Annotated in this window: 18 protein-coding genes; 13 read left to right on the forward strand and 5 right to left on the reverse strand. The window is 37.2% G+C overall.

Annotation, left to right across the window (positions count from 1 at the left end; all coding sequences use genetic code 11):
• Positions 1–36: 36 nt before the first annotated feature.
• Positions 37–774, reverse strand: coding sequence for a hypothetical protein (locus tag LF887_RS10555; RefSeq protein ID WP_236859149.1), 738 nt, complete (start codon positions 772–774; stop codon positions 37–39).
• Between the two features lie 1,098 nt (positions 775–1,872).
• Here LF887_RS10555 and tkt point away from each other — a divergent pair.
• From tkt to pgi, 8 genes are all read left to right on the forward strand, one after another.
• Positions 1,873–3,882: a transketolase gene (tkt, locus tag LF887_RS10560; RefSeq protein ID WP_236859150.1), complete on the forward strand. Its 2,010-nt coding sequence runs from the start codon at positions 1,873–1,875 to the stop codon at positions 3,880–3,882.
• Positions 3,883–3,951: 69 nt separating this feature from the next.
• Positions 3,952–4,416 (forward strand): RpiB/LacA/LacB family sugar-phosphate isomerase, encoded by a 465-nt coding sequence (locus tag LF887_RS10565; RefSeq protein WP_236859151.1) that lies wholly within the window; start codon positions 3,952–3,954, stop codon positions 4,414–4,416.
• A 40-nt stretch (positions 4,417–4,456) separates the two neighbouring features.
• On the forward strand, positions 4,457–5,548 hold the full coding sequence (tal, locus tag LF887_RS10570; protein ID WP_236859152.1) for a transaldolase: 1,092 nt from the start codon (positions 4,457–4,459) through the stop codon (positions 5,546–5,548).
• Between the two features lie 2 nt (positions 5,549–5,550).
• Positions 5,551–6,171 carry an HAD family hydrolase gene (locus tag LF887_RS10575; RefSeq protein ID WP_236859153.1) on the forward strand — a complete coding sequence of 207 codons (621 nt, stop codon included), beginning with the start codon at positions 5,551–5,553 and terminating at the stop codon, positions 6,169–6,171.
• Between the two features lie 7 nt (positions 6,172–6,178).
• A complete protein-coding gene (gene gndA / locus LF887_RS10580; protein WP_236859154.1) occupies positions 6,179–7,615 on the forward strand; it encodes an NADP-dependent phosphogluconate dehydrogenase in 1,437 nt (478 codons plus the stop codon).
• Positions 7,616–7,649: 34 nt separating this feature from the next.
• A complete protein-coding gene (gene zwf / locus LF887_RS10585; RefSeq protein WP_236859155.1) occupies positions 7,650–9,164 on the forward strand; it encodes a glucose-6-phosphate dehydrogenase in 1,515 nt (504 codons plus the stop codon).
• A 9-nt stretch (positions 9,165–9,173) separates the two neighbouring features.
• Positions 9,174–9,914: a 6-phosphogluconolactonase gene (gene pgl, locus LF887_RS10590; RefSeq protein ID WP_236859156.1), complete on the forward strand. Its 741-nt coding sequence runs from the start codon at positions 9,174–9,176 to the stop codon at positions 9,912–9,914.
• Positions 9,915–9,962: 48 nt separating this feature from the next.
• Positions 9,963–11,618 carry a glucose-6-phosphate isomerase gene (gene pgi / locus LF887_RS10595; protein ID WP_236859157.1) on the forward strand — a complete coding sequence of 552 codons (1,656 nt, stop codon included), beginning with the start codon at positions 9,963–9,965 and terminating at the stop codon, positions 11,616–11,618.
• A gap of 5 nt (positions 11,619–11,623) precedes the next feature.
• Here pgi and glk read toward each other — a convergent pair whose 3' ends face one another.
• The gene (glk, locus tag LF887_RS10600) at positions 11,624–12,700 is read right to left on the reverse strand and encodes a glucokinase (protein WP_236859158.1); all 1,077 of its coding nucleotides are present in this window, start codon (positions 12,698–12,700) and stop codon (positions 11,624–11,626) included.
• Positions 12,701–13,023: 323 nt separating this feature from the next.
• On the opposite strand from glk, the gene LF887_RS10605 reads away from it, so the two are divergent.
• Complete coding sequence (locus LF887_RS10605) at positions 13,024–13,998, forward strand: 3-oxoacyl-ACP synthase III family protein (protein ID WP_236859159.1); 975 nt, start codon at positions 13,024–13,026, stop codon at positions 13,996–13,998.
• Between the two features lie 257 nt (positions 13,999–14,255).
• Here LF887_RS10605 and LF887_RS10610 read toward each other — a convergent pair whose 3' ends face one another.
• Positions 14,256–15,611 carry a hypothetical protein gene (locus LF887_RS10610; RefSeq protein WP_236859160.1) on the reverse strand — a complete coding sequence of 452 codons (1,356 nt, stop codon included), beginning with the start codon at positions 15,609–15,611 and terminating at the stop codon, positions 14,256–14,258.
• On the opposite strand from LF887_RS10610, the gene LF887_RS10615 reads away from it, so the two are divergent.
• From LF887_RS10615 to LF887_RS10625, 3 genes are all read left to right on the forward strand, one after another.
• A complete protein-coding gene (locus tag LF887_RS10615) occupies positions 15,556–16,020 on the forward strand; it encodes a hypothetical protein (protein WP_236859161.1) in 465 nt (154 codons plus the stop codon). The genes LF887_RS10610 and LF887_RS10615 overlap by 56 nt on opposite strands.
• A gap of 262 nt (positions 16,021–16,282) precedes the next feature.
• On the forward strand, positions 16,283–18,397 hold the full coding sequence (locus tag LF887_RS10620) for a catalase (protein ID WP_236859162.1): 2,115 nt from the start codon (positions 16,283–16,285) through the stop codon (positions 18,395–18,397).
• 147 nt (positions 18,398–18,544) lie between these two features.
• On the forward strand, positions 18,545–18,982 hold the full coding sequence (locus tag LF887_RS10625) for a phosphohydrolase (RefSeq protein ID WP_236859163.1): 438 nt from the start codon (positions 18,545–18,547) through the stop codon (positions 18,980–18,982).
• A 31-nt stretch (positions 18,983–19,013) separates the two neighbouring features.
• Here the strand turns inward: LF887_RS10625 and LF887_RS10630 are convergent, their stop codons facing one another.
• Both LF887_RS10630 and LF887_RS10635 read right to left on the reverse strand, forming a co-directional pair.
• Complete coding sequence (locus LF887_RS10630; protein ID WP_236859164.1) at positions 19,014–19,193, reverse strand: YodC family protein; 180 nt, start codon at positions 19,191–19,193, stop codon at positions 19,014–19,016.
• Positions 19,194–19,406: 213 nt separating this feature from the next.
• Positions 19,407–20,096: a hypothetical protein gene (locus tag LF887_RS10635; protein ID WP_236859165.1), complete on the reverse strand. Its 690-nt coding sequence runs from the start codon at positions 20,094–20,096 to the stop codon at positions 19,407–19,409.
• A 393-nt stretch (positions 20,097–20,489) separates the two neighbouring features.
• On the opposite strand from LF887_RS10635, the gene LF887_RS10640 reads away from it, so the two are divergent.
• Positions 20,490–20,858: a hypothetical protein gene (locus LF887_RS10640; RefSeq protein WP_236859166.1), complete on the forward strand. Its 369-nt coding sequence runs from the start codon at positions 20,490–20,492 to the stop codon at positions 20,856–20,858.
• Positions 20,859–20,866 lie beyond the last annotated feature (8 nt).

Genomic DNA, 20,866 nt, shown 5'->3' on the forward strand with positions numbered 1-20,866 from the left:
CATACTTCTATCCAAATAAGCTAAACAAATTTATAGCTATTTCACTTTGAGGTAAGTACCATCTAAACTTGCATTAAATCCAAATTCACAGTCACCCAAATCTCCGGATCCGGCTTTTGTAATCATTAAAAATCCATTATAAAATGTAACAGGAAATGAACAGGATTTAGTGACCTCAATAACAAACTGATTATTTTTTATGATCCCCTTTCCTGATGCATCTGCAATATTTCTGCCGGGAGCAGAGGTCACAGAACCAATATTATATGAATACGTATGGTCTTTTATCTTTTTAATATCGATACTTCCCTGATATCCTTTCTCTCCATATTGATAAGTATAGGTTCCTGCAAAATTATAAGAAGGACCGGGTGAAAATATTTCCGGCTTCGGATTAGCTTTAGCCTGGATGTTAAGCGCCATAGCATAAACAGCGTTGGACTTTGTGGAAGCCCAGGTTCCTTCTAATTTACCATTTTTTAATACTGCATCAATATTTCCGCTAATATTCCCATTGTTTTCAAATTCATTCAGAAGATATTGATTTTCAGAACGCAGTACTCCAATGATTTTAATGGCCTTTTTTTCTTTAGTGTTTAAGTATCTGATATTCCCTAAAACAACATTCTTTGAAATGCTTATTGTGAGCTCTACAGGGATTTTCTTGTTAATAAAACCGCTAAAACTATAATTCCCATCACTATTCTTCTGCTGGGCATGGCAGAAACCTGCAGCAAAGCATATAATTAATATTATTCTTTTTAAATAGCTCATATTAACTGGATTTTAATGATGGAATATTGATGCTTCAAGAAGTTTTCAAATTTTGTACTAAGATATTAAAATAAACTGTATGGCGGGAAGAGGTTGCAATACTACCAATGCACGAACCCACTATTATGTTTTTGTGGTATACTTATATTATCAAAGATTTGCAGCAATAGAAAGAGAATAATTTACGCAAATCATCCCCAAATAATCATTGTCTGAAATTAATAGAAATAGATTTAATTTTATGAATCAGAGAAGTCACGAGCACGGAGCTTTCGCCAGCGGGAGAAGAGCATTTCCCTGGCAAGGTAAGATTTGATTGGCCTATTATTTCGTTATATTTCACGAATGAAGTTTAACCAAATTACAATTATAGACGATTGTGGAATTCAGGAGTCTATTGTACAGAGAATATCAGAATTATCGAAATATTCCCTCTCTATATTTAACAATACACCCGTTTCTAATTAGGAAATGATTCAAAGAATAGGAAATAGTGATTGTATTCTTCTAAGCTGAGAAACAATTAAGTTAACCCACCTTTCTGATCTTTAGAGCATGACAAAATATACGATTTAATAATTGTATTCCATCGGTACAGGTCTTAAATGTGCATATTCCATAAAGTGTGCTGCAAAATCACCGCTATTAAAAAAAAAATAAAAAATAATAAAATTGTATATAACATTTTGATTACCAGGTGTTAATTTTTATTAAAGGTTATTTAAGCCGCTTTTGCTCAGGATATTTTCTTTTTTAATTAAATATTCTTAAATCCTGGCCCATTAGTCAGTCTATTGTTCCGTATAATTCAGAAAGCTAATCATATTTTGAATGCGGGTTAAATTTATTTTAGGTAAATTGTATAATAATTCTGTTAATTTCTAATTCAATAACGGTTCTTATTTTTAAAATGGTCACAGTTTTGATGTAGAATGAAATAGCATTAAAATTACTAAAACAACTTTTCTAAACAAGTTAAAAACATTTATCAGATGGACTTTTAATGAGGTAAGTTATGGCGGATCTAATGGTTCAATCTTGGACTTCGTAAGTAGAAAAGAGTCAGTTACAGAAACAGCTAAATCATAAAATAGAACAATGGAAATTAAAAATTTAATTCAAAAAAGTATTGATACGGTAAGAGTTTTATCGGCCGATGCTGTACAAAAAGCAAATTCCGGACACCCGGGAACTCCTATGGCCTTAGCGCCATTAGGCCATGTACTGTGGTCGGAAGTTATGCGTTACAATCCTCAAAACCCGGAATGGGCGAATCGTGACAGGTTTATTCTTTCCTGCGGCCATGCATGTATGCTTCAGTATAGCTATTTGTATTTAACGGGCTATAAAATCACCCTTAATGATATTGAAAACTTCAGACAGTTACACAGCATCACGGCTGGTCATCCTGAATATAGGCTTACTCCCGGAATCGAAGTGACTACAGGCCCGCTGGGACAGGGGTTTGCCAATGGAGTAGGAATGGCCATCGCCCAGCAATATATGGCAGAACGTTATAACCGTGCGGATTTTAATATTTTCGACTATAGGATTTATGCAATTTGCAGTGATGGTGATCTTATGGAAGGTGTGTCTGCTGAAGCAGCATCGCTTGCAGGCCATCTTGGACTGGGAAATATTATTTATTTTTATGACAGCAACCATATTACTATTGAGGGAGATACTGATCTTGCTTTTGATGAAGACGTATCCAAAAGATTTGAAGCTTATGGATGGCATGTGCAAAATTTACCGGATATCAATGACCTTGAGGCATTGTCCAATGCGGTTAAGAATGCTCAGATGGAAACCGGCCGCCCGTCACTGATAAAAGTCCGCAGCCATATTGGCTATGGAAGTCCTAACAAACATGATTCTGCTGCTGCACACGGGTCACCTTTAGGAAAAGATGAAGTGCGTTTGGTTAAAGAAAATTTCGGATTTGATCCTGATAAAAATTTCGTTGTTCCGGATGATGTTTTAGATTTTTATCATAAAGCAGCGAAAAAATCCGCTAAACATGAAGCTGAATGGAATGAACTGTATGAGCGCTATAAGAACAGACATCCGGATCTTGCCAGAGAATACGAGTCTGTCATTTCAGGAAAACTGCCCGAAGGCTGGGAAGATAAACTTCCTGTATTTGAATCTGGTGCGGCCGTCGCGACCCGCAAGGCTTCAGGTCATACACTGAATGCCATTTCAGAATATTTACCTCAGCTGATTGGCGGTTCAGCGGATCTTTCGCCTTCTACCGATACCGTTCTAAAGGCTTATCAGTCCTTTTCAGCAAAGCAGAGGGATGGGCGTAATTTCCATTTTGGAATCCGTGAGCATGCCATGGGCTCTGTACTCAACGGAATGGCTCTCAGTAATTACTTAATTCCATATGGAGCAACATTTTTAATATTTTCAGATTATATGCGCCCGCCGCTAAGGTTGGCAGCCATCATGAAAATACGTCAGATTATGGTTTTCACCCATGACAGTATCGCGCTAGGTGAAGACGGAACAACCCATCAGCCTGTAGAACAGCTGATCGGATTGCGTACAGTACCCAATATGACCGTAATCAGGCCGGCTGATGCCAATGAAACGGCACAGGCCTGGAGAGTTGCTATCGAACATAAAGACGGTCCTGTTGCACTTGCCCTGACACGACAGGAAATTCCGGTTATTGACCAAAAAAAATATACCAGTGCAAAAAACCTTGAAAAAGGAGCTTACATTCTTTCAGATTCAGAGGGTGAACCGGATATTATTCTTATGGCTACCGGGTCAGAAGTTCATTTAATTTTGGAAGCACAGGAGGAGCTGAAGAAAAATAATATAAAAGCCCGTGTGGTAAGTATGCCATGCTGGAATTTATTTGATAAACAGTCTGCAGCTTATAAAGAAGAGGTTTTTCCAAAAAATATTCGCAGGAGATTAGCCGTAGAAGCAGGTTCACCAGTCGGCTGGATGAAATACACAACTGATGATGGCGAGGTGATCGGAATTGATAAATTCGGAGAATCAGCACCAGCAGAAGAAGTAATGAAAGAATACGGATTTACCGTTGAAAATGTCGTGAAGAGGGCGACCTCTTTGTATTCGAAAGACAGATAAGTTTTTGTCGAACCTGGTACACTCCCTTTCCAGTTAAAAAAATCATTTCTCAATTAAATAGAAAAAGGAATGTCAACAGTAATAAGAAAAATAGGAATCTGCGCCGATCACGGCGGTTTTGAACTGAAAGAAAGCTTAAAATCTTTTTTAACTGAAAACAAGTTCGAACCGGTAGATTTCGGAGCCACAGAGCTAAATAATACCGATGATTTTCCGGATTATGTGATTCCCCTTGCAAAAGCAGTGGCTGCCGGAGAAGTTTTTCGCGGTATTGCTATTTGCGGCAGTGGCGTGGGAGCCTGTGTTGCGGCCAATAAAATTTCAGGTATCCGGGCTGCCTTAATTACAGATTATTTCTCGGCACACCAGGGAGTTGAAGATGATGATATGAATTTAATCTGTCTTGGCGGACGTGTAACAGGTTATGCCAGTGCAGAAGAGTTAGTCTTGGCATTTTTGAATGCCAAATTTATTGGTGCAGAAAGACATCTTCGGCGCCTGAAAAAAATTCAGAATTTGGAAAACCATCCATAAGGAAAGGTTTTTTAATCTATTAATCTTTAAAACAAAAAAAATGAATCCATTAAATAAAATACGTGAATTAGGTCAGAGTATATGGCTCGATCTGCTTGATCGTGAAATGATGAACTCAGGCAAACTGCAAAACCTGATTGATAACGATGACCTGCGTGGTCTGACATCTAATCCTTCCATCTTTGAGAAGGCCATCAGCGGAAGTTCAGACTATGATGAAGATATCATAAAGTTTTCAGAGACAGAAGAAGATAATGCCGCTATTTTTTTTGATCTGGCAATTGCCGATATTCAGAGAGCTGCAGATATCTTTAAACCGGTATATGACAGAACCAATGGTACGGACGGTTTTGTAAGCCTGGAAGTTTCTCCTTTTCTGGCCCGTGATACGGACGGAACCATCGAGCAGGCAAGGGAACTGTGGAAAAGGGTAGACCGTAAAAATGTAATGATTAAAATTCCAGGAACTGCAGAAGGCCTTATTGCCATCCGTGAATGTCTGCGTGAAGGTATTAATATTAATATAACACTGCTTTTCGGGCTTCCCCGTTATAAGGAAGTAACAGAAGCTTTCATGGGCGGGCTTGAAGACAGGCTTAAAGAAGGACACTCCATAGAGAATGTTTCTTCCGTGGCCAGTTTCTTTCTCAGCCGTATTGATGTGATGGTCGACCCTATGCTTGAAGAAAAAGGAGCATCAGACCTGAAAGGAAAAGTAGCCATCGCTTCGGCAAAAAAAGCATATCAGATCTATCTCGAAATGATTTCCGGAGAACGTTTTAAAAAACTGGAAGAAAAGGGTGCGCAGAAACAAAGGGTGCTCTATGCAAGTACCGGAACGAAGGATCCTGCATACAGTGATGTCATTTATGTAGAAAGTATTATTGGAAAAGATACGGTCAATACACTTCCTATAGAAACCATTGATGCCTTTCGCGATCATGGAATAGCAGCTGAAACTTTGACTGCTCATGTGGATGACGCTGTGAAAACAATGGAAGAACTTAAAGCTAAAGGGATTGATATTGATAAAATAACCAGGAAGCTTGAAGATGAAGGCATAGAAAAATTTAACCAGGCCTACGAAAAATTACTTAAAAGTATTAGTGATCAAAAACGTAAAAAAGGCTAAAAATGAGTGAATTGAATGTTTCGAAAGTAAAAGCAGTCTTCATGGATATCGGAGGAGTATTGCTTACCAATGGCTGGGATTATCAATCCCGTGAAAAGGCAGCGAAGGTTTTTAATTTTGATTTTCAGGAAATGAATATCCTGCACAACTTCATCTATAATGTTTTTGAGATAGGAAGCGTTTCACTGGATCAGTACCTGAACACCATTTTGTTTTATTCACCGCGTGATTTTACCAAAGAGGAATTCATAGAATTTATGTTTGCTCAGTCAACAGAGCTGCCGCAAATGTTAGAATGGCTGAAAAAATGGAAAACACAAACAGATCTTCCTGTGTTTGCAGTGAGTAATGAAAATCTCGATCTTAATGAATACCGGATTAAGACCTTTCAACTGCATGAGGTGTTTGATGGTTTTTTCTCCTCCTGTTATGTAGGGGCACGCAAACCTGATCCGCGAATTTTTAAAATGGCAATGGACATCACACAGGTTAAACCTGATGAATGTATTTATTTTGATGACAGGCCTATGTTGGTTAATGCCGCAAAAAACCTCGGAATGACAAGTATATTGCACGAAAATTTTGAAACAACTAAAAATATTCTAGAAAATTTTATAAGATAATAATAACATGAAACAAGAAAATAAAAATCAATCCGCATTCGGAATGATAGGTTTGGGAACAATGGGTTCCAATCTATTACAAAATATTGCAGACCAAGGTTATGACTGTGCCGGATACGATAACAGTGCCGAAAAAGTAAATGCTCTTAATCAGTTGAATCGTGATAATATTCATGGATTTTCAGATCTGAAGGACTTTACAGACAGTCTTAAAAGTCCCAAAGTTGTAATGATGCTGGTTCCTGCCGGTGAAATTGTAGACAGTGTGATAGCGGAGCTATTAACTGTTTTGGACAAAGGAGATATTATTATAGATGGCGGAAACTCACACTATACAGATACCGAACGAAGATATAAAGAACTGGAAGGCAAGGGACTGCATTTTGTGGGAATGGGTGTTTCCGGTGGTGAAGAAGGCGCACGAAGAGGTCCCAGTATGATGCCTGGTGGTGATAAAGAAGCCTATGAGGTTCTGAAACCTGTTCTGGAGAAAATTGCAGCACATGTGGACGGTGAGCCTACCGTTGGTTTTATGGGAGAACGCTCTGCTGGTCATTTTGTAAAAATGGTGCATAATGGTATTGAGTATGCCATCATGCAACTGATTTCTGAGTCCTATGAGATCATGAAAAAAGGTCTTAACATGGATAATGATAAAATCTATGAAGTATACAAAAAGTGGAATGAAGGGAAATTGAAGTCTTATTTATTAGAGATTACCCGGGATATTTTCACGTATAAAAATGAAGGTGAAGACCATCTTTTGCTGGATGACATCAGAGATGAGGCTAAAGCAAAAGGAACGGGTAAATGGACTTCACAGGCCGCAATGGATTTACATTTGCCAACCCCGGTTATTGACATTGCTGTTTCCATGCGTGATCTTTCTTCTTTGAAGAATCTGAGGGTTCAGGCTTCGAAAATATATCCTGACCTGACTGAAATGCATTATGCAAAAAATGAGAGTGAATATTGTGATCAACTTGAAGAGGCTTTCTATTTTGCAATGGTTTCTGCCTATGCTCAGGGAATGCATATGCTCTATCAGGCGAATGAAGAATTCAAATATAATCTGAACTTAGATCTTATTGCAAAAATATGGCGTGGAGGATGTATCATCCGATCAGAATTTTTAGAAGATATTTACGCTGCTTTTAACAAAAATCCTAAGCTGCAGCATTTACTTTTAGATGAGAATATTGCAGCAAACCTTACTAAGAGTATTAAAGATATCCGTACTGTGGTTTCAGATGCGGCAATTCATGGTATTTCAACACCTGCATTTTCGGCAGCATTAACGTATTTCGATGATTTCCGCAATGAAAATATGCCGACAAACCTTATTCAGGCACAGCGGGATTATTTTGGTTCACATACCTATGAACTTAAAGCCAAAGAAGGTGTATTTCATACCCAATGGATGAAAGAGAATGTTAAAAATTAATCTGTTTTTTAATCTAAGCTTAAAAAAATAAATAATGCCAAATACATCAGATACAAAAGTAAATCCCACAGTTTTAATTATTTTTGGGGGGAACGGAGATTTAACCAAACGGAAAATCATTCCGGCATTGTACAACCTGTTCCTTGAGAAAAGGCTTCCTGAAAAGTTTGCCATCATAGGCACTTCAAGAACGGAATTCAGTGATGAGCAGTACAGGGATTCCCTATTAACAGGAATCAATGAATTTTCCAGAACCGGCAAAGCCAAAAAAGAAGATTGGGTTAAATTTTCCTCCAATATCTCTTATCAGGCAGCCAATATAAAAGATGTCGCTTCTTACGATGAATTCGACTCAAAAATAAATAAGCTGAAAGAAGAATGGAATCAGGATCCTTCGATCCTCTATTATTGTGCAGTTTCACCGGACCTGTTCTGTACTATCGCAGAGAATATCTCAAAAAGTAAACTGGAGAATAATAAAGAAACCACACGCATTATCATTGAGAAGCCATTTGGCAGGGATCTGGAATCTGCAAAAGCTTTAAACACGAAATTACTGACAATTTTTGACGAAAAACAGATCTACAGAATAGACCATTATTTAGGAAAAGAAGTCGTTCAGAATGTTATGGCTTTTCGTTTTGCCAATACAATTATGGAGCCTCTGTGGAACCGTACCCATATCGAACACGTTCAGATTTCGGTTACCGAACAGATAGGTGTGGAAGATAGAGGAAGCTATTTTGATAATGCCGGAATTTTGAGGGATATGATTCAGAACCATTTACTTCAGTTACTGTGTATCATTGCCATGGAACCGCCTGTGAGTTTTGATGCCGACCTTGTACGGGACCGCAAAGTTGAGGTATTGAAGGCCATGAGGAAAGTTGTTCCCGGAATGATTGATACCATTGCAGTCAGAGGGCAGTATGGTCCTGGCTGGGTAGAAGGGAAAGAAGTTTCGGGTTACCGTGAAGAAGTGGATGTAGATGCAGATTCCAATACTGAAACCTACGCAGCAATGAAGTTTTATGTAGATAACTGGCGCTGGCAGGGAGTACCGTTTTATTTGCGCACAGGGAAAAGACTTTTTAAATCGGCTTCGCATATTATCATACAATTCAGGGAAGTTCCTCATAATATATTTAATAATGGTGAAAGGAACCTTCCTAAACCAAACAGACTTATCATCAGCATTCAGCCCGATATGGCGATCAGATTTCAGCTCGAAAGCAAAACTCCCGGTCTTGAAATGACCTTGAATACCGTGGATATGATATTTGATTATTCAGGAAAAACAAAAATAGATTCACCGGAGGCTTATGAAACGCTTTTACTGGATGTTATTTCAGGAGATCAGACTCTGTTTATGCGTGCAGACCAGGTAGAAGAAGCATGGAAAGTAGTAATGCCCATTCTCGATTATTGGGAAAGCAATAAAATGACAAACTTCCCGAATTATCCTGCAAATTCCTGGGGCCCTGAAAATGCAGAAGCACTCATTGCTAAAGATGGCTTTCACTGGATCAATTTACCTCAAAAAAAATAAGAATAGCTGATGAATGATTTAAAAATATTCGGGGATGCTGAAGAATTAATAAACGCTTTGGCAGAAACCATTTGTGAGGCCTCACAAAAAGCAGTGAGGAGCCATGGACAGTTTAACTTTGTGCTTTCCGGCGGAAGTTCACCTAAGAAATTATATGAGCTGCTGGCATCCGAAAAGTTTAAAGATAAGATTGATTGGGAGAAGACCTTTTTCTTTTTTGGGGATGAACGTTTCCTCCCTGAAAATGACCCCGACAGAAACTCCAGAATGGTTCAGGAAGCTTTATTTGATCCTTTAGGAATCAATACATCTCATATTTTCAAAGTAGATACATCACATGGGCCTGAGGCAGCAGCAGAAAGGTATATGGAATCCATAAAAGTACATTTTGATAAAAAACCGATTGTATTTGATTTCATTCTTTTAGGTCTTGGTGACAATTCACATACAGCATCACTATTCCCCTATACGTCAGTATTGAAAGAAACTGAAGCTACTGTAAAATCAATTTTTGTAGATGAGGTTGACATGTTTCGTATAACTATGACCGCTCCTCTGATCAACCAGGCGGAGCAGATCGCATTTTTAGTTTTCGGAGAAGGAAAATCTGAAGCTGTAGTTCATATACTGGAAGACCGTTCGGGCTCAATAGATGAATATCCTGCCCGCCTTATTAAGTCAGATAAAAATAAAGTACAGTGGTTTCTAGATTCTTCTGCAGCCTCAAAAATTGTAGAAAATCAGGACTGATCATCATTATTTCTGAAAATAAATTATTAAATATTTAAAAATAAAAAAATGTTTCCTACAATAAATCCTATACAAACACCAGCATGGGCAGCATTAATTGCTCATCACTCGGAAATGGAATCCGTTCAGATGAAAGACCTTTTTAAAAAAGACTCCAAAAGGTTTGAAAAAATGTCCATTGAATTTAATGATATCCTTTTCGATTATTCTAAAAATATTGCCACTGATGAAACTCTTGAAAAACTGCTGCAATTGGCAGAAGACTGCAAAGTTAAAAATGCAATGGAAGCCATTTTTGACGGAGAAAAGATCAATGGAACAGAAAATCGTGCTGTAATGCACACGGCTCTGAGAAATTTTTCTGATGAGCCAGTGATGATTGATGGAGAAGATATTATGCTTAAAATCCGCGAAACACGCCAGAAGATGAAGGCTTTTTGTGAAAAAATTCATAGTGGTGAATGGAAGGGCTATTCCGGGAAAAAAATTAAGAATATTGTCAATATCGGTATTGGAGGAAGTGATCTGGGGCCGGTAATGGTTACAGAAGCCTTAAAACCCTATTGGATTGAAGGAATTCAGGCTTATTTTGTTTCAAATGTGGACGGAACACAGATTGTGGAAACTTTAAAAAAATTAGACCCCGAAGAAACGCTTTTTACCATTGCCTCAAAAACCTTCACTACGCAGGAAACAATGACCAATGCACAAACCGCACGTGAATGGTTTCTAAAGTCGGCAAAAGACGAAAAATGGGTAGCAAAACATTTTGTGGCACTTTCAACCAATGAAGATGGGGTAAGGAAATTTGGAATTGATCCTGATAATATGTTTGTTTTCTGGGATTGGGTTGGCGGCCGTTACAGCCTTTGGAGCAGTATCGGACTTTCCATAGCCCTCACGATAGGATATGATCATTTTGAACAATTACTTAAAGGGGCTGAGTCAAGCGATCATCATTTTAAAACAACAGATCTCGGAGACAATATTCCTGTGATGATGGCCTTAATAGGATTGTGGTACACCAATTTTTTTGGTTCAGAAACGGAGGCTATATTTCCTTATGATCAATATATGCACCGCTTTCCGGCCTATTTTCAGCAGGGAAATATGGAAAGCAACGGAAAACATACAGACCGGAATGGGAATGATGTAACCTATAGCACAGGCCCGGTAGTCTGGGGCGAACCAGGAACCAACGGACAACATGCATTTTATCAATTGATCCATCAGGGAACCCATCTTATCCCCTGTGATTTTATAGCACCTGCGATCAGTCATAATCCTGTTGGTGATCATCATCAGATCTTGGTTTCAAATTTTTTCGCTCAGACCGAAGCTTTAATGAACGGAAAAAATGCCGGGCAGGTTGCCGAAGAGCTGGCACGTACAGGAATGGAAAAATCAAGCATGGAAAAGCTGATTCCGTTTAGAGTTTTTACCGGGAATAAACCCACCAATTCTTTCCTGCTTAAAAAGATTACCCCCTTTTCGTTAGGTGCGCTTACCGCACTGTATGAACATAAAATCTTTGTGCAGGGGGTCATCTGGAATATTTTCAGTTTTGACCAATGGGGAGTGGAGCTGGGTAAACAATTAGCTTCAAATGTGCTTCCGGAGCTTGAAAATAATGATACAATAGATTCCCATGACGGCTCTACCAACGGGCTGATCAATACTTATAAAAAATGGCGGAATAAATAGTCTTATCAACGGATAATTCCCATTGCTGCATAATATGCTGCCCCCATCAAAGCTGTTTTATCATTTAGAACTACTTTTATGGGGATGGCTTTTAACAAATGTTCCATTCGGCCGACATTAATAAAATTCCTGTAAAATTCTTTTTTGTCAATCAAGCTGAGAATTTTTGGGGTAATTCCACCACCGATATAGATTCCACCCGTGGCTTTTGCTTTTAAAGCCAGCTGGCTTGATTCTATGGCAAGGTATTTTAAAAAAAGCTGCATTGTCTCAATACACAAAGGTTCCTTTTCCTCTATGGCTGCTGAGGAAATTGTTTTCGCCGAGTTATCTTTTTTTAAATTTTCAGTCAGCCATTCCGGTTCTGTATATTCCCTGTAATGGAGTAAAAATTCATAAATATTTTGTATACCCTGTCCGGAAACCACTCTTTCCCAGCTTACATGGTCGAATTTATTTTTTAGAAACTTCCATAGTTCTGCATCCAGTTCATCAAAGGGGGCAAAATTGCAATGACCGCCTTCAGTTGCATAAGGCGTGTAATATAACCCATCCCAGTACATTCCTGCTTCACCAAGACCTGTTCCCGGTGAGATCACTACCGCGTTACCTGCACTTTTTTCACCCTCAGCAATAATTTCAAAGTCTGAATCTTCAAGTGCGCACAGGCCGTAGGCATTGGCCTGAAGATCATTAATAAGAAGCACTGTTTTTATATTAAGATCAGATTCCAGTTTTTTGGCGTCTATTTCCCAGGCAAAGTTAACGCCCCGTACTTTATCTCCATCTACCGTACCGGCAACGCCCAGACAGGCACAGTCGATAACCGAAGATTTATCATCATGAAAATGACGGATCGCCTCCACAAATGACTGGTGGTCTGTAGTGGCATATCGTTGATTTTTAATGGGAATCAGTTTTCCTCCCTTCACCTGAAAAAGCGCAAACTCTGTTTTAGTTCCGCCAACATCTGCTGCTAAAACAATTCCGGAACCTGGTAATTTTTTTTGCCCTGAAGGATAAGCCATTGGTAAACCGGCATCTGAAATATCGGGTAGGGAAGTATCCTGAAAATTATTCATAATTGGAAATATTTATAATAGGTTAATTTAAAAAGAATTTTTGGTTTTACTTTCAATTTTTCCAAATTGATTATCATAGAGATTTGATAATATAATTCTCAATTTGTGAATCTTTTTATCGGAATTTAAAAATCCTATGCTGCTTCCAATTGCGTTTTGGTTTCTTCTACGTCATTGAGAAGTTTTCATTAAGATCTTTATTATAATTAACTTGCTGGTGAGTTAATTATCTTTGTAAGATATTTTTCATTAGTGTTTTATGAGTTGTAATCTTTACACTTTGAAAATATATACTTTATATCAAATTGAATACAATTTTAAATATGAAAATTCATCACACTTACTTTTATCATCCATCTAATATCGAAAATAACGAAACAGTTATTCAAGATTTTGAGAAACAGCAAATTTCAATGCAAAAAATTCAGAATGCATTAGGTAGGAATAATAGATTTATTCTGACTGAAGATTCTGAAGAAACTGCACTTTCGATGGGAATACAGGCAGCCATAGGGGGACTGCATGAGAGTAATATTTCTGCTAAGGATATTGATATCATTGTTTTTGTATCAAGTACACCCGAACACAATGTGCCTTGCGACGCTATTAAAATACACCATGCTCTGAATGGAAAGCTGAATACAATGTGCTATGATATCAACGCAAACTGTATTGGAGGTTTTATTGCATTAGATCAGGTATCAAAATATTTATCAGGCTCTCATTCTGCTGGGAAAGCTTTAATTGTATGCGCTGAGAAACTATCTAAAATACTGGACCGGGAAAATCCGTTTACTGCTTTTTGTTTTTCAGATTCTGCTTTCGCCTTTATTGTTGAGAAAGAGGATTCAGATTCGGGATTAGTTGATGTTTTGTATCATACCGACAGCAGCTTTTCCAATACTGTTTTATTTCCTCCAAATGGATATTCTTGTCACAGTTCTACCGATGTTACTTTTTGGGATACAAATTTTGATGGAAGTGGGAGTGTAAATTTTGCATTGGATTATATCCATCCATTTTTACATCAAAATAATTTGACCATTGAACAAATTGATCTGTTTTTATTTTCACAGTTATCAATAAAAAATATTAATATTATTCGTGAATATTATGAAATTACGGAAGATAAGATTCCATTTTATTCCAGAGAATTAGGGTATACTGGATCTTCAAGTATTTTCTTAGCTCTAGATCAATACCAAAAGAATGTAAAGAAATTACAAAAAGGAAATAATATTCTGATATGGACTCTAGGAGCTGGTTATCAGGCAGGATTAATGCTATGGAAATATTGATTACAGTTCATTTAGTTTTAAAATATCTTTAAAAAAATATTCAAAATTTAGCCTGGAAACGCCTCAGTCTGATGGACAAGAAAGAGGTGTTTTTTGGCTATTTATAAGATTAGAACTCAGTCATTATTTAAAGTTTCCAATTCTTTAAACACAATAAAATTGATACAATATTTTCCTTTAAAATACTTTAGCTCACCTGAGTTATTATGCAAATAAAGACTGTTTCTTAAATTCAGCTCTATATAGTTGGAGCCACTTTAAGCTTCTGTTTCAGTATTTTTGATATATTCATTTATCCAGATGGAGAGATCTTTTTCTGATGGAACATTGATCTTTTTTCTTAAGTTGTACCTATTATTTTCTATTGTTTTTACAGATTTGAATGTATATTGTGATATTTCTTTAGTGGCCAGCCCCAGATAAAGGTAGGCAGAAAAAGTAAGTTCAGAAGTCCTTAAATTTGGATTGAGTTTAAGCATTTTTCCAGTGAAATCAGGGAAAATTATCTGAAAATGGCTCCAGAAATGGGGAGAATTGGCTTTCACCATATGGATTAGTTCCGACACCTTTTGCTGCAAAATATTTATTGTTTTTTCTTTTTCCATTAAAGAATCTGTTGTTTTTTGCAATTGATGATTTTTGTTTTCAATGATTTCATTTCTTTTTCTATTTTCCTTTCTTTGTTTATACAGAACACATGCAATTATTAGTAGTAATACAATGCTTACTAATAATACAGCAAGAATGTTTTTATTCCTGTTAGCCTGTTTTTTTTCATTTTCTACTTTTAAAATATTTTCTGCTATCTGGATAACATTTATTCTGCTTATTCTCTCATTATATCGTCTTTGTTCTGAGGAAATGGTAAGGTATTTTTTTTCATTGGAAGGATCATTCATTGCTTTATAACAATATGATAATTTTAGATTGATATCAGCTGACATTTTTAAGAATGCTTTTTTATTCTGAATTGCTTTTTTATAATAATTGATTGCATTCTGATATTCTTCCGAGAGAAAATAATAATCGCCATACGCTTCCAAAATAGAATGTAAGTACACATGGTCTTCACTTACTGCCTGTTTATAGGCTTTGTCAATAAATTGAAGTGCAGATTTTGTATTTTTTTGTTTAATGTAAATCTGGGCCTGATAGAAATAGACATATGCTTTTCTTCTGAACATCCGCCTGAAAGAAAGATATTGTTGTTCAGGAATCTCTTCTGCCAGCTTAATTGATCTGTCAATATAGATTTGTGCAGAATCATATTTGTGAGTTTCTGTATAATAATCCGCTATCCACATATAGATGCGGGAAACAAAAAGTTTTGATTCAGGATTCGTATGGGGATTTACAAGTTGCAGAGCTTCTTTATTTTCTTTCATTTCCTGGGGAAGAAACCCTACCATATCCCAGTAAAGTAATGATTTTATAGTTACAACTGAAGGTAATACAGGTATGGGAAATGCTTCTCCGGTTACAAAGCTGGAAATAATAAGCACTTCCCCGGGAGCTATAAAAATCACAGATGGTCCCCAGGGATCGGATAAAGTTTTGATGAGTGATGCAAACGGAGTAGGAACATGGAAAATCCCTGCATCTATACGGGCCACTGCAACTGGAGTTTTTCCAGGATCATCTATAACAGCAAGTTCTAACAGATCGGGGACTGTTTATTCAAATGTTTATATTGATCTTAGAGAAGGGAAGTGGTCTGTGAATACAGGTTTAACAATCAGTAACCCGGGGAATACAAACAGATTCTGGTTTCATGCTTATCTTTCTACTTCTCAATCTTCCGTTCAGCGGGCATATTTTACTCACTTGGCCCTGCTGCTGTATCTACCTCGTACGCTTCAGTTATTTTTCCATATACAGGTCCTACTAAATGATGGAGCACTAAGTATGCTTTCCTCACCATCCATCAGAATATATTTACTGATTGAAAATAAAGCTACAGGCAGCTGGACATTCGGTACCGGAGCTTATGAAAACTATTTTTATGCAATACCATTAAACTAATTACTACCCCTCAGGGGAGAATCCCGTATTTATGAACATTTGTAAGCATTAACCAGTTGATCTCCTATACATAATGCCTGATCTGACAGACTTTTTAGCATAATTTTTTATTGGATACGCGATTTAGCTTTGTATTAAGCAATAAAGGGGATTTGTTATGTTAAAACAAAATAATGATAGATGGTATTTTATTGAAATATTGTATATTTAGTCAAAGAAGTGTGATATTTCTTCAGTTAATCTAACCCACAAAATTATTGATATGAAAAAGGTAAAGAACGTAAAATCGGCCCAGATTGATCAGCAGTTAGTTGATAATAACAATAGAGTAATGACGACCAATGACGGCGTACCAGTGTTTGACAATAACAATACACTTAAAGCCGGAGAAAGAGGGCCGTCTTTACAGCAGGATCATATTTTTTTTGACAAGCTCATGCATTTTGACCGTGAGCGGATTCCTGAAAGAGTCGTTCATGCAAGAGGATCCGGTGCACATGGTATTTTTGAAGCTACCGCAGACCTTTCAAAATACACAACTGCTGCATTTTTGCAAAAAGGAACGATCACCCCTTTATTTACAAGGTTTTCTACAGTAGCAGGATTTAAGGGGTCTACCGACCTGGCCCGCGATGTAAGGGGATTTTCAGTCAAGTTTTACACCACAGAGGGCAATTACGATCTTGTAGGTAATAATATACCGGTCTTCTTTATTCAGGATGCCATGAATTTTCCGGATTTAATTCATGCGGTGAAACCGGAACCTAATAATGAAATGCCACAAGCTGCATCAGCACACGATACATTTTGGGATTTCATTTCACTAATGCCTGAAGCGGCCCATATGACCATGTGGGTGATGTCTGATAGGGCAATTCCAAGAAGTTTAAGAATGATGGAAGGTTTTGGAGTACATACTTTCAAATTTGTGAATAACAAAGGTAAGGCAACGTTTGTGAAATTTCACTGGAAGCCGAGATTGGGGGTACATTCAGTAGCATGGAATGAAGCTCAGAAAATTTCTGGTTTTAATGCTGATTTTCATCGCAAGGATTTATGGGAAGCTATTGAAAACGGTGATTTTCCGCAATGGGATTTGGGAGTTCAGCTTATTCCTGAAGAAGATGAGATGAAATACTCATTTGATATTCTTGATCCTACTAAAATTATTCCTGAAGAGCTTGTTCCTGTACAGATTATAGGAACTATGACACTCAACCGTAATCCAGAGAATTTTTTTGCAGAGACTGAGCAGGTGGCTTTTGATCCGGGAAGGCTTGTTCCGGGTATAGATGTTTCTGATGATCCTCTTCTCCAGGGAAGAGTATTTTCGTACATGGATACTCAGAATTATCGCCTGGGAGGTCCTAATTTTCATGAGTTGCCTATAAACCGTCCGGTAAATGGGAAGCATAATAATCAAAAAGACGGTTTTGGAAGGATGGATATTCTGAAAGGGCCTGTCAGTTATTTTCCAAACAGTAAAGCTGAAGGATGCCCTTACCAGGCAATGCTTAAGGGAGAGGTTGGATTTCAGTCGCACCAGCAGCCTGTGAACGGCCCCAAAGTAAGGGCCCGTTCGGATTCTTTTGCAGACCATTTTACTCAGGCCACATTGTTCTTTAATTCGCAAAGTCCTGAAGAACAAGAACATATTATCAATGCACTGAGCTTTGAACTGTCTAAGGTAAATGATGTTAATATACGCCAACGCGAATTAGCTATACTGAATCAGATCGATAAAAAACTGGCTAAAAATGTCGCTGATAATCTGGGATTGACTGTTTCGAAAGAACTTGATCCGCTAACTTTGAAATTCGCCCGCCAGAATCATCCGAACTATCCCATTAAACCTAAAAAACCTGAAGTAGAAAAATCATCAGAGCTGAGCATGAAAGTAGAACCCGGAAAGGGGAATATCAAAACGAGAAAGGTGGCTTTTTTAATTGACAACGGGGTAAGCAAAACTTCGGTAGATATAATGAAAAAGGCACTGGAAAAAGAAGGTGCACAGGCTGTTTTAATTGCAAGCCAGGTTGGTAAAATAAAATTCAAAGAGGGAGGGGAAGAAGATATTAAGTATTCTTACCTTACAGAAGCATCCGTATGTTATGATGCATTTTATACCCCTGATGGAGATTCTGTAAAGACTCTTGAAGGCAATGCGGATTATCTGCAATTCATCAATGAAGGATATCGCCATTGCAAAGCACTGGCATTTGCCAAAGGCGCGGAAGAATTATCGAAACATTCTTTTGTTAATAAAGATAAAGGTGTTATTTTTGAAAGTACAGACCATTTAACCGAAGATTTTATCAAAATTATGAAAGAGCATCGTATCTGGGAAAGAGAAAAATCCAGAAAGGTTCCTTCATAACCTCGTATCTTGCGTGAAGCAGTACTATACAGGATTCTGATATAACGTATTAATGCAGGTATCACCTTCTGGGTATTCACTATTTTGAAATCTCAATAAAAGCCTTCTTTTTAAGAGGGCTTTTGTTATATTTGATAAAACGATACAATGAATTTAAATTTACTTGAAAAAGCAGTTTCTATTGCAACACAGGCGCACGCAGGCCAAACAGATAAATCCGGTAAACCTTACATTTTACATATCCTGAGAGTGATGATGAAAGGAAAAAATGAAAATGAGATGATCTGTGGTGTATTGCACGATCTGGTAGAAGATACTGCCTGGACTTTTGAACAGCTGGCAGAAGAGGGGTTTCCGCAGCAGATCATTCGGGCACTGGAGCTTGTGACAAAGAAAGGCAATGAAGATTATTCAGATTTCATAGAGAGGATTATTCAGAATGATTTAGCCATCGCGGTGAAATTGAATGATCTTGAAGATAATATGGATGTAAGCAGATTGAATAAAGTGACAGAAAAAGATGCAGAGAGACTCTCTAAATATATCAATGCTCACAGATATTTAAAAAGCTATATGCAGAAATAATGAAACAGCCCCCTTCAACAGGGGCTTTATTCTATTTTTCCCGGTCATATTTTACTAAGGTGTCTTTATGAAAGTGCCCCGTTTGTAAAAGTTCCTGTGAAAACCAGATACATTCGTAATAGCCATGCCCTTTTGCTGAAACATCATTAATAGTCATGATTGTCCTGGCATCTGATTTCAGATAGACTGTGTCTCCTACTTTTAATTCCATGTGATTTGATTTTAAAATTAAGTTCAAATATAGCAAAATAGACTGTTACCCCATGGCTGGTTCTTTAGTTTGTAGGAGGCTCTTATTCCGGTGGATCATCATCTCTCAATTTTACGATCTGCTCTTTTTTTGATTTCAGAATAGAGTGTTTAAAAAATAAACCAGCCGCAATCAAAGACTGCAGCCGGTTTTATGAAATCAAATATCTGTATATTATTGGGTTCTGGAACGGGCGATATTAATAAGGTACACAAGATGTGCATACATATTTCTTTTTACAGATTCTACTTTTATATCCCCGGTTGTCTGGTTAATGGTAGTTACGATATCTGCGTTACACTGTCCGGCACTGGGAAAATTACCACTTCCCAAATAGTTTACCGTACTGGCAGCCGGATAAGAAATTCTGGGATAATCCGGGGCGGTCTGGTTGGCAACAGGAGCAGCACCGGCAAAGCCTTTATTATCAACATATCGGGCTGTCCATGTACCTAAAAACTGCCCGTTACCAGTATTAATTCCTTGTCCTACCACTACCTGAGTATCTACTGGGTTGGTAAATCCTGCACAAGAAGTATAGTGATTTAAGGAAACAGTACAGGAAGAAGCGTTGTCAATAGGCTGAAAGCATTTTCCTTCATATATGGTAAATCTTTGTTCAGTAGATGACATAGAGGTATTCAATAGGGCCTTAGGAGCAAAAATTTCTTCAGGAGAAATCAATGTCAGAACACCTTGAGGATCAGCAGCAACAATTTTTTTATCAGGATTTGAAAGTCCTCTTACCCTTACCAGGCCATTAATATCTAAAGTTTGGGTAGGAGTGGTTGTGTTAATACCTACCTGAGCGTTTAAACTGCCACAAAATGCGAGTACGGACAATACAAATGTCTTTGTTTTCATGTTATAATTTGAATGGGTTTATATTTTTTCACTAAGGTAAGAAATATCTATTAATATAGAAATGAAAATTTATTTAAAAGTAAAATCAAGTAATTTTAAAATTAAAATGATGAATGTATAGTAAATTTTAAAGTATTGTCTTTTGAAGATAACTCAAAGTTTATGTATCATGAATTTGTTTGAAAAATAGTTGTATTTTAGCTGAAATATGCTGTTTTTTAATAAACATATTACGCACTAATTAAAATTCAGATAATTTGAATGAAAAAATTAGTAGATTTGCACGGAACAAAAAATAATAAATATTAAGCACTATTCTTTGAAACAGAATTTTTAGGAATGGAAAATAACAGAGAATAGAGGAATTTTTTAGGTTATAAAACTACTGAAACTATGAAGAAACTTTTTTTACTTTTTTTAATGGCGTTTTTATTTATCGGCTGCAGCTCCAATGATGATACCATTTATGATTATGTAGGAACATGGTCTGGTACCTATGACGGTAATGATAAAGGAATCTGGAACATCGTGGTAGATACCAATGGTAAAGTGGTGGGAACCATGCATTCCGATGTTAATAATGAAAACTATAATATTTCCGGAAATTTAAGTGAGACAGGAGATCTTAATGCATCAGTAGGACTTCCTTCACAAGGAAATTTTAAAGGAACACTGAATACAGATAAAAAAGGAAACGGAAGCTGGTCCAACTCAATTCCTACTCCTGCGAGATCAGGATCCTGGAAAGGAGATAAGAAATAAACAAAAAG

It is taken from the genome of Chryseobacterium sp. MEBOG06 (assembly GCF_021869765.1).
Lineage (GTDB): Bacteria > Bacteroidota > Bacteroidia > Flavobacteriales > Weeksellaceae > Chryseobacterium.

Coding starts and splice junctions, on each gene's coding strand:
- zwf (WP_236859155.1), top strand. CDS start 7,650: ATGCCAAATACATCAGATACAAAAGTAAATCCCACAGTTTTAATTATT.
- LF887_RS10575 (WP_236859153.1), top strand. CDS start 5,551: ATGAGTGAATTGAATGTTTCGAAAGTAAAAGCAGTCTTCATGGATATC.
- LF887_RS10625 (WP_236859163.1), top strand. CDS start 18,545: ATGAATTTAAATTTACTTGAAAAAGCAGTTTCTATTGCAACACAGGCG.
- gndA (WP_236859154.1), top strand. CDS start 6,179: ATGAAACAAGAAAATAAAAATCAATCCGCATTCGGAATGATAGGTTTG.
- LF887_RS10555 (WP_236859149.1), bottom strand. CDS start 774: ATGAGCTATTTAAAAAGAATAATATTAATTATATGCTTTGCTGCAGGT.
- glk (WP_236859158.1), bottom strand. CDS start 12,700: ATGAATAATTTTCAGGATACTTCCCTACCCGATATTTCAGATGCCGGT.
- pgl (WP_236859156.1), top strand. CDS start 9,174: ATGAATGATTTAAAAATATTCGGGGATGCTGAAGAATTAATAAACGCT.
- LF887_RS10620 (WP_236859162.1), top strand. CDS start 16,283: ATGAAAAAGGTAAAGAACGTAAAATCGGCCCAGATTGATCAGCAGTTA.
- LF887_RS10640 (WP_236859166.1), top strand. CDS start 20,490: ATGAAGAAACTTTTTTTACTTTTTTTAATGGCGTTTTTATTTATCGGC.
- pgi (WP_236859157.1), top strand. CDS start 9,963: ATGTTTCCTACAATAAATCCTATACAAACACCAGCATGGGCAGCATTA.
- LF887_RS10565 (WP_236859151.1), top strand. CDS start 3,952: ATGTCAACAGTAATAAGAAAAATAGGAATCTGCGCCGATCACGGCGGT.
- LF887_RS10605 (WP_236859159.1), top strand. CDS start 13,024: ATGAAAATTCATCACACTTACTTTTATCATCCATCTAATATCGAAAAT.
- LF887_RS10630 (WP_236859164.1), bottom strand. CDS start 19,193: ATGGAATTAAAAGTAGGAGACACAGTCTATCTGAAATCAGATGCCAGG.
- tkt (WP_236859150.1), top strand. CDS start 1,873: ATGGAAATTAAAAATTTAATTCAAAAAAGTATTGATACGGTAAGAGTT.
- LF887_RS10615 (WP_236859161.1), top strand. CDS start 15,556: ATGAGTGATGCAAACGGAGTAGGAACATGGAAAATCCCTGCATCTATA.
- tal (WP_236859152.1), top strand. CDS start 4,457: ATGAATCCATTAAATAAAATACGTGAATTAGGTCAGAGTATATGGCTC.
- LF887_RS10635 (WP_236859165.1), bottom strand. CDS start 20,096: ATGAAAACAAAGACATTTGTATTGTCCGTACTCGCATTTTGTGGCAGT.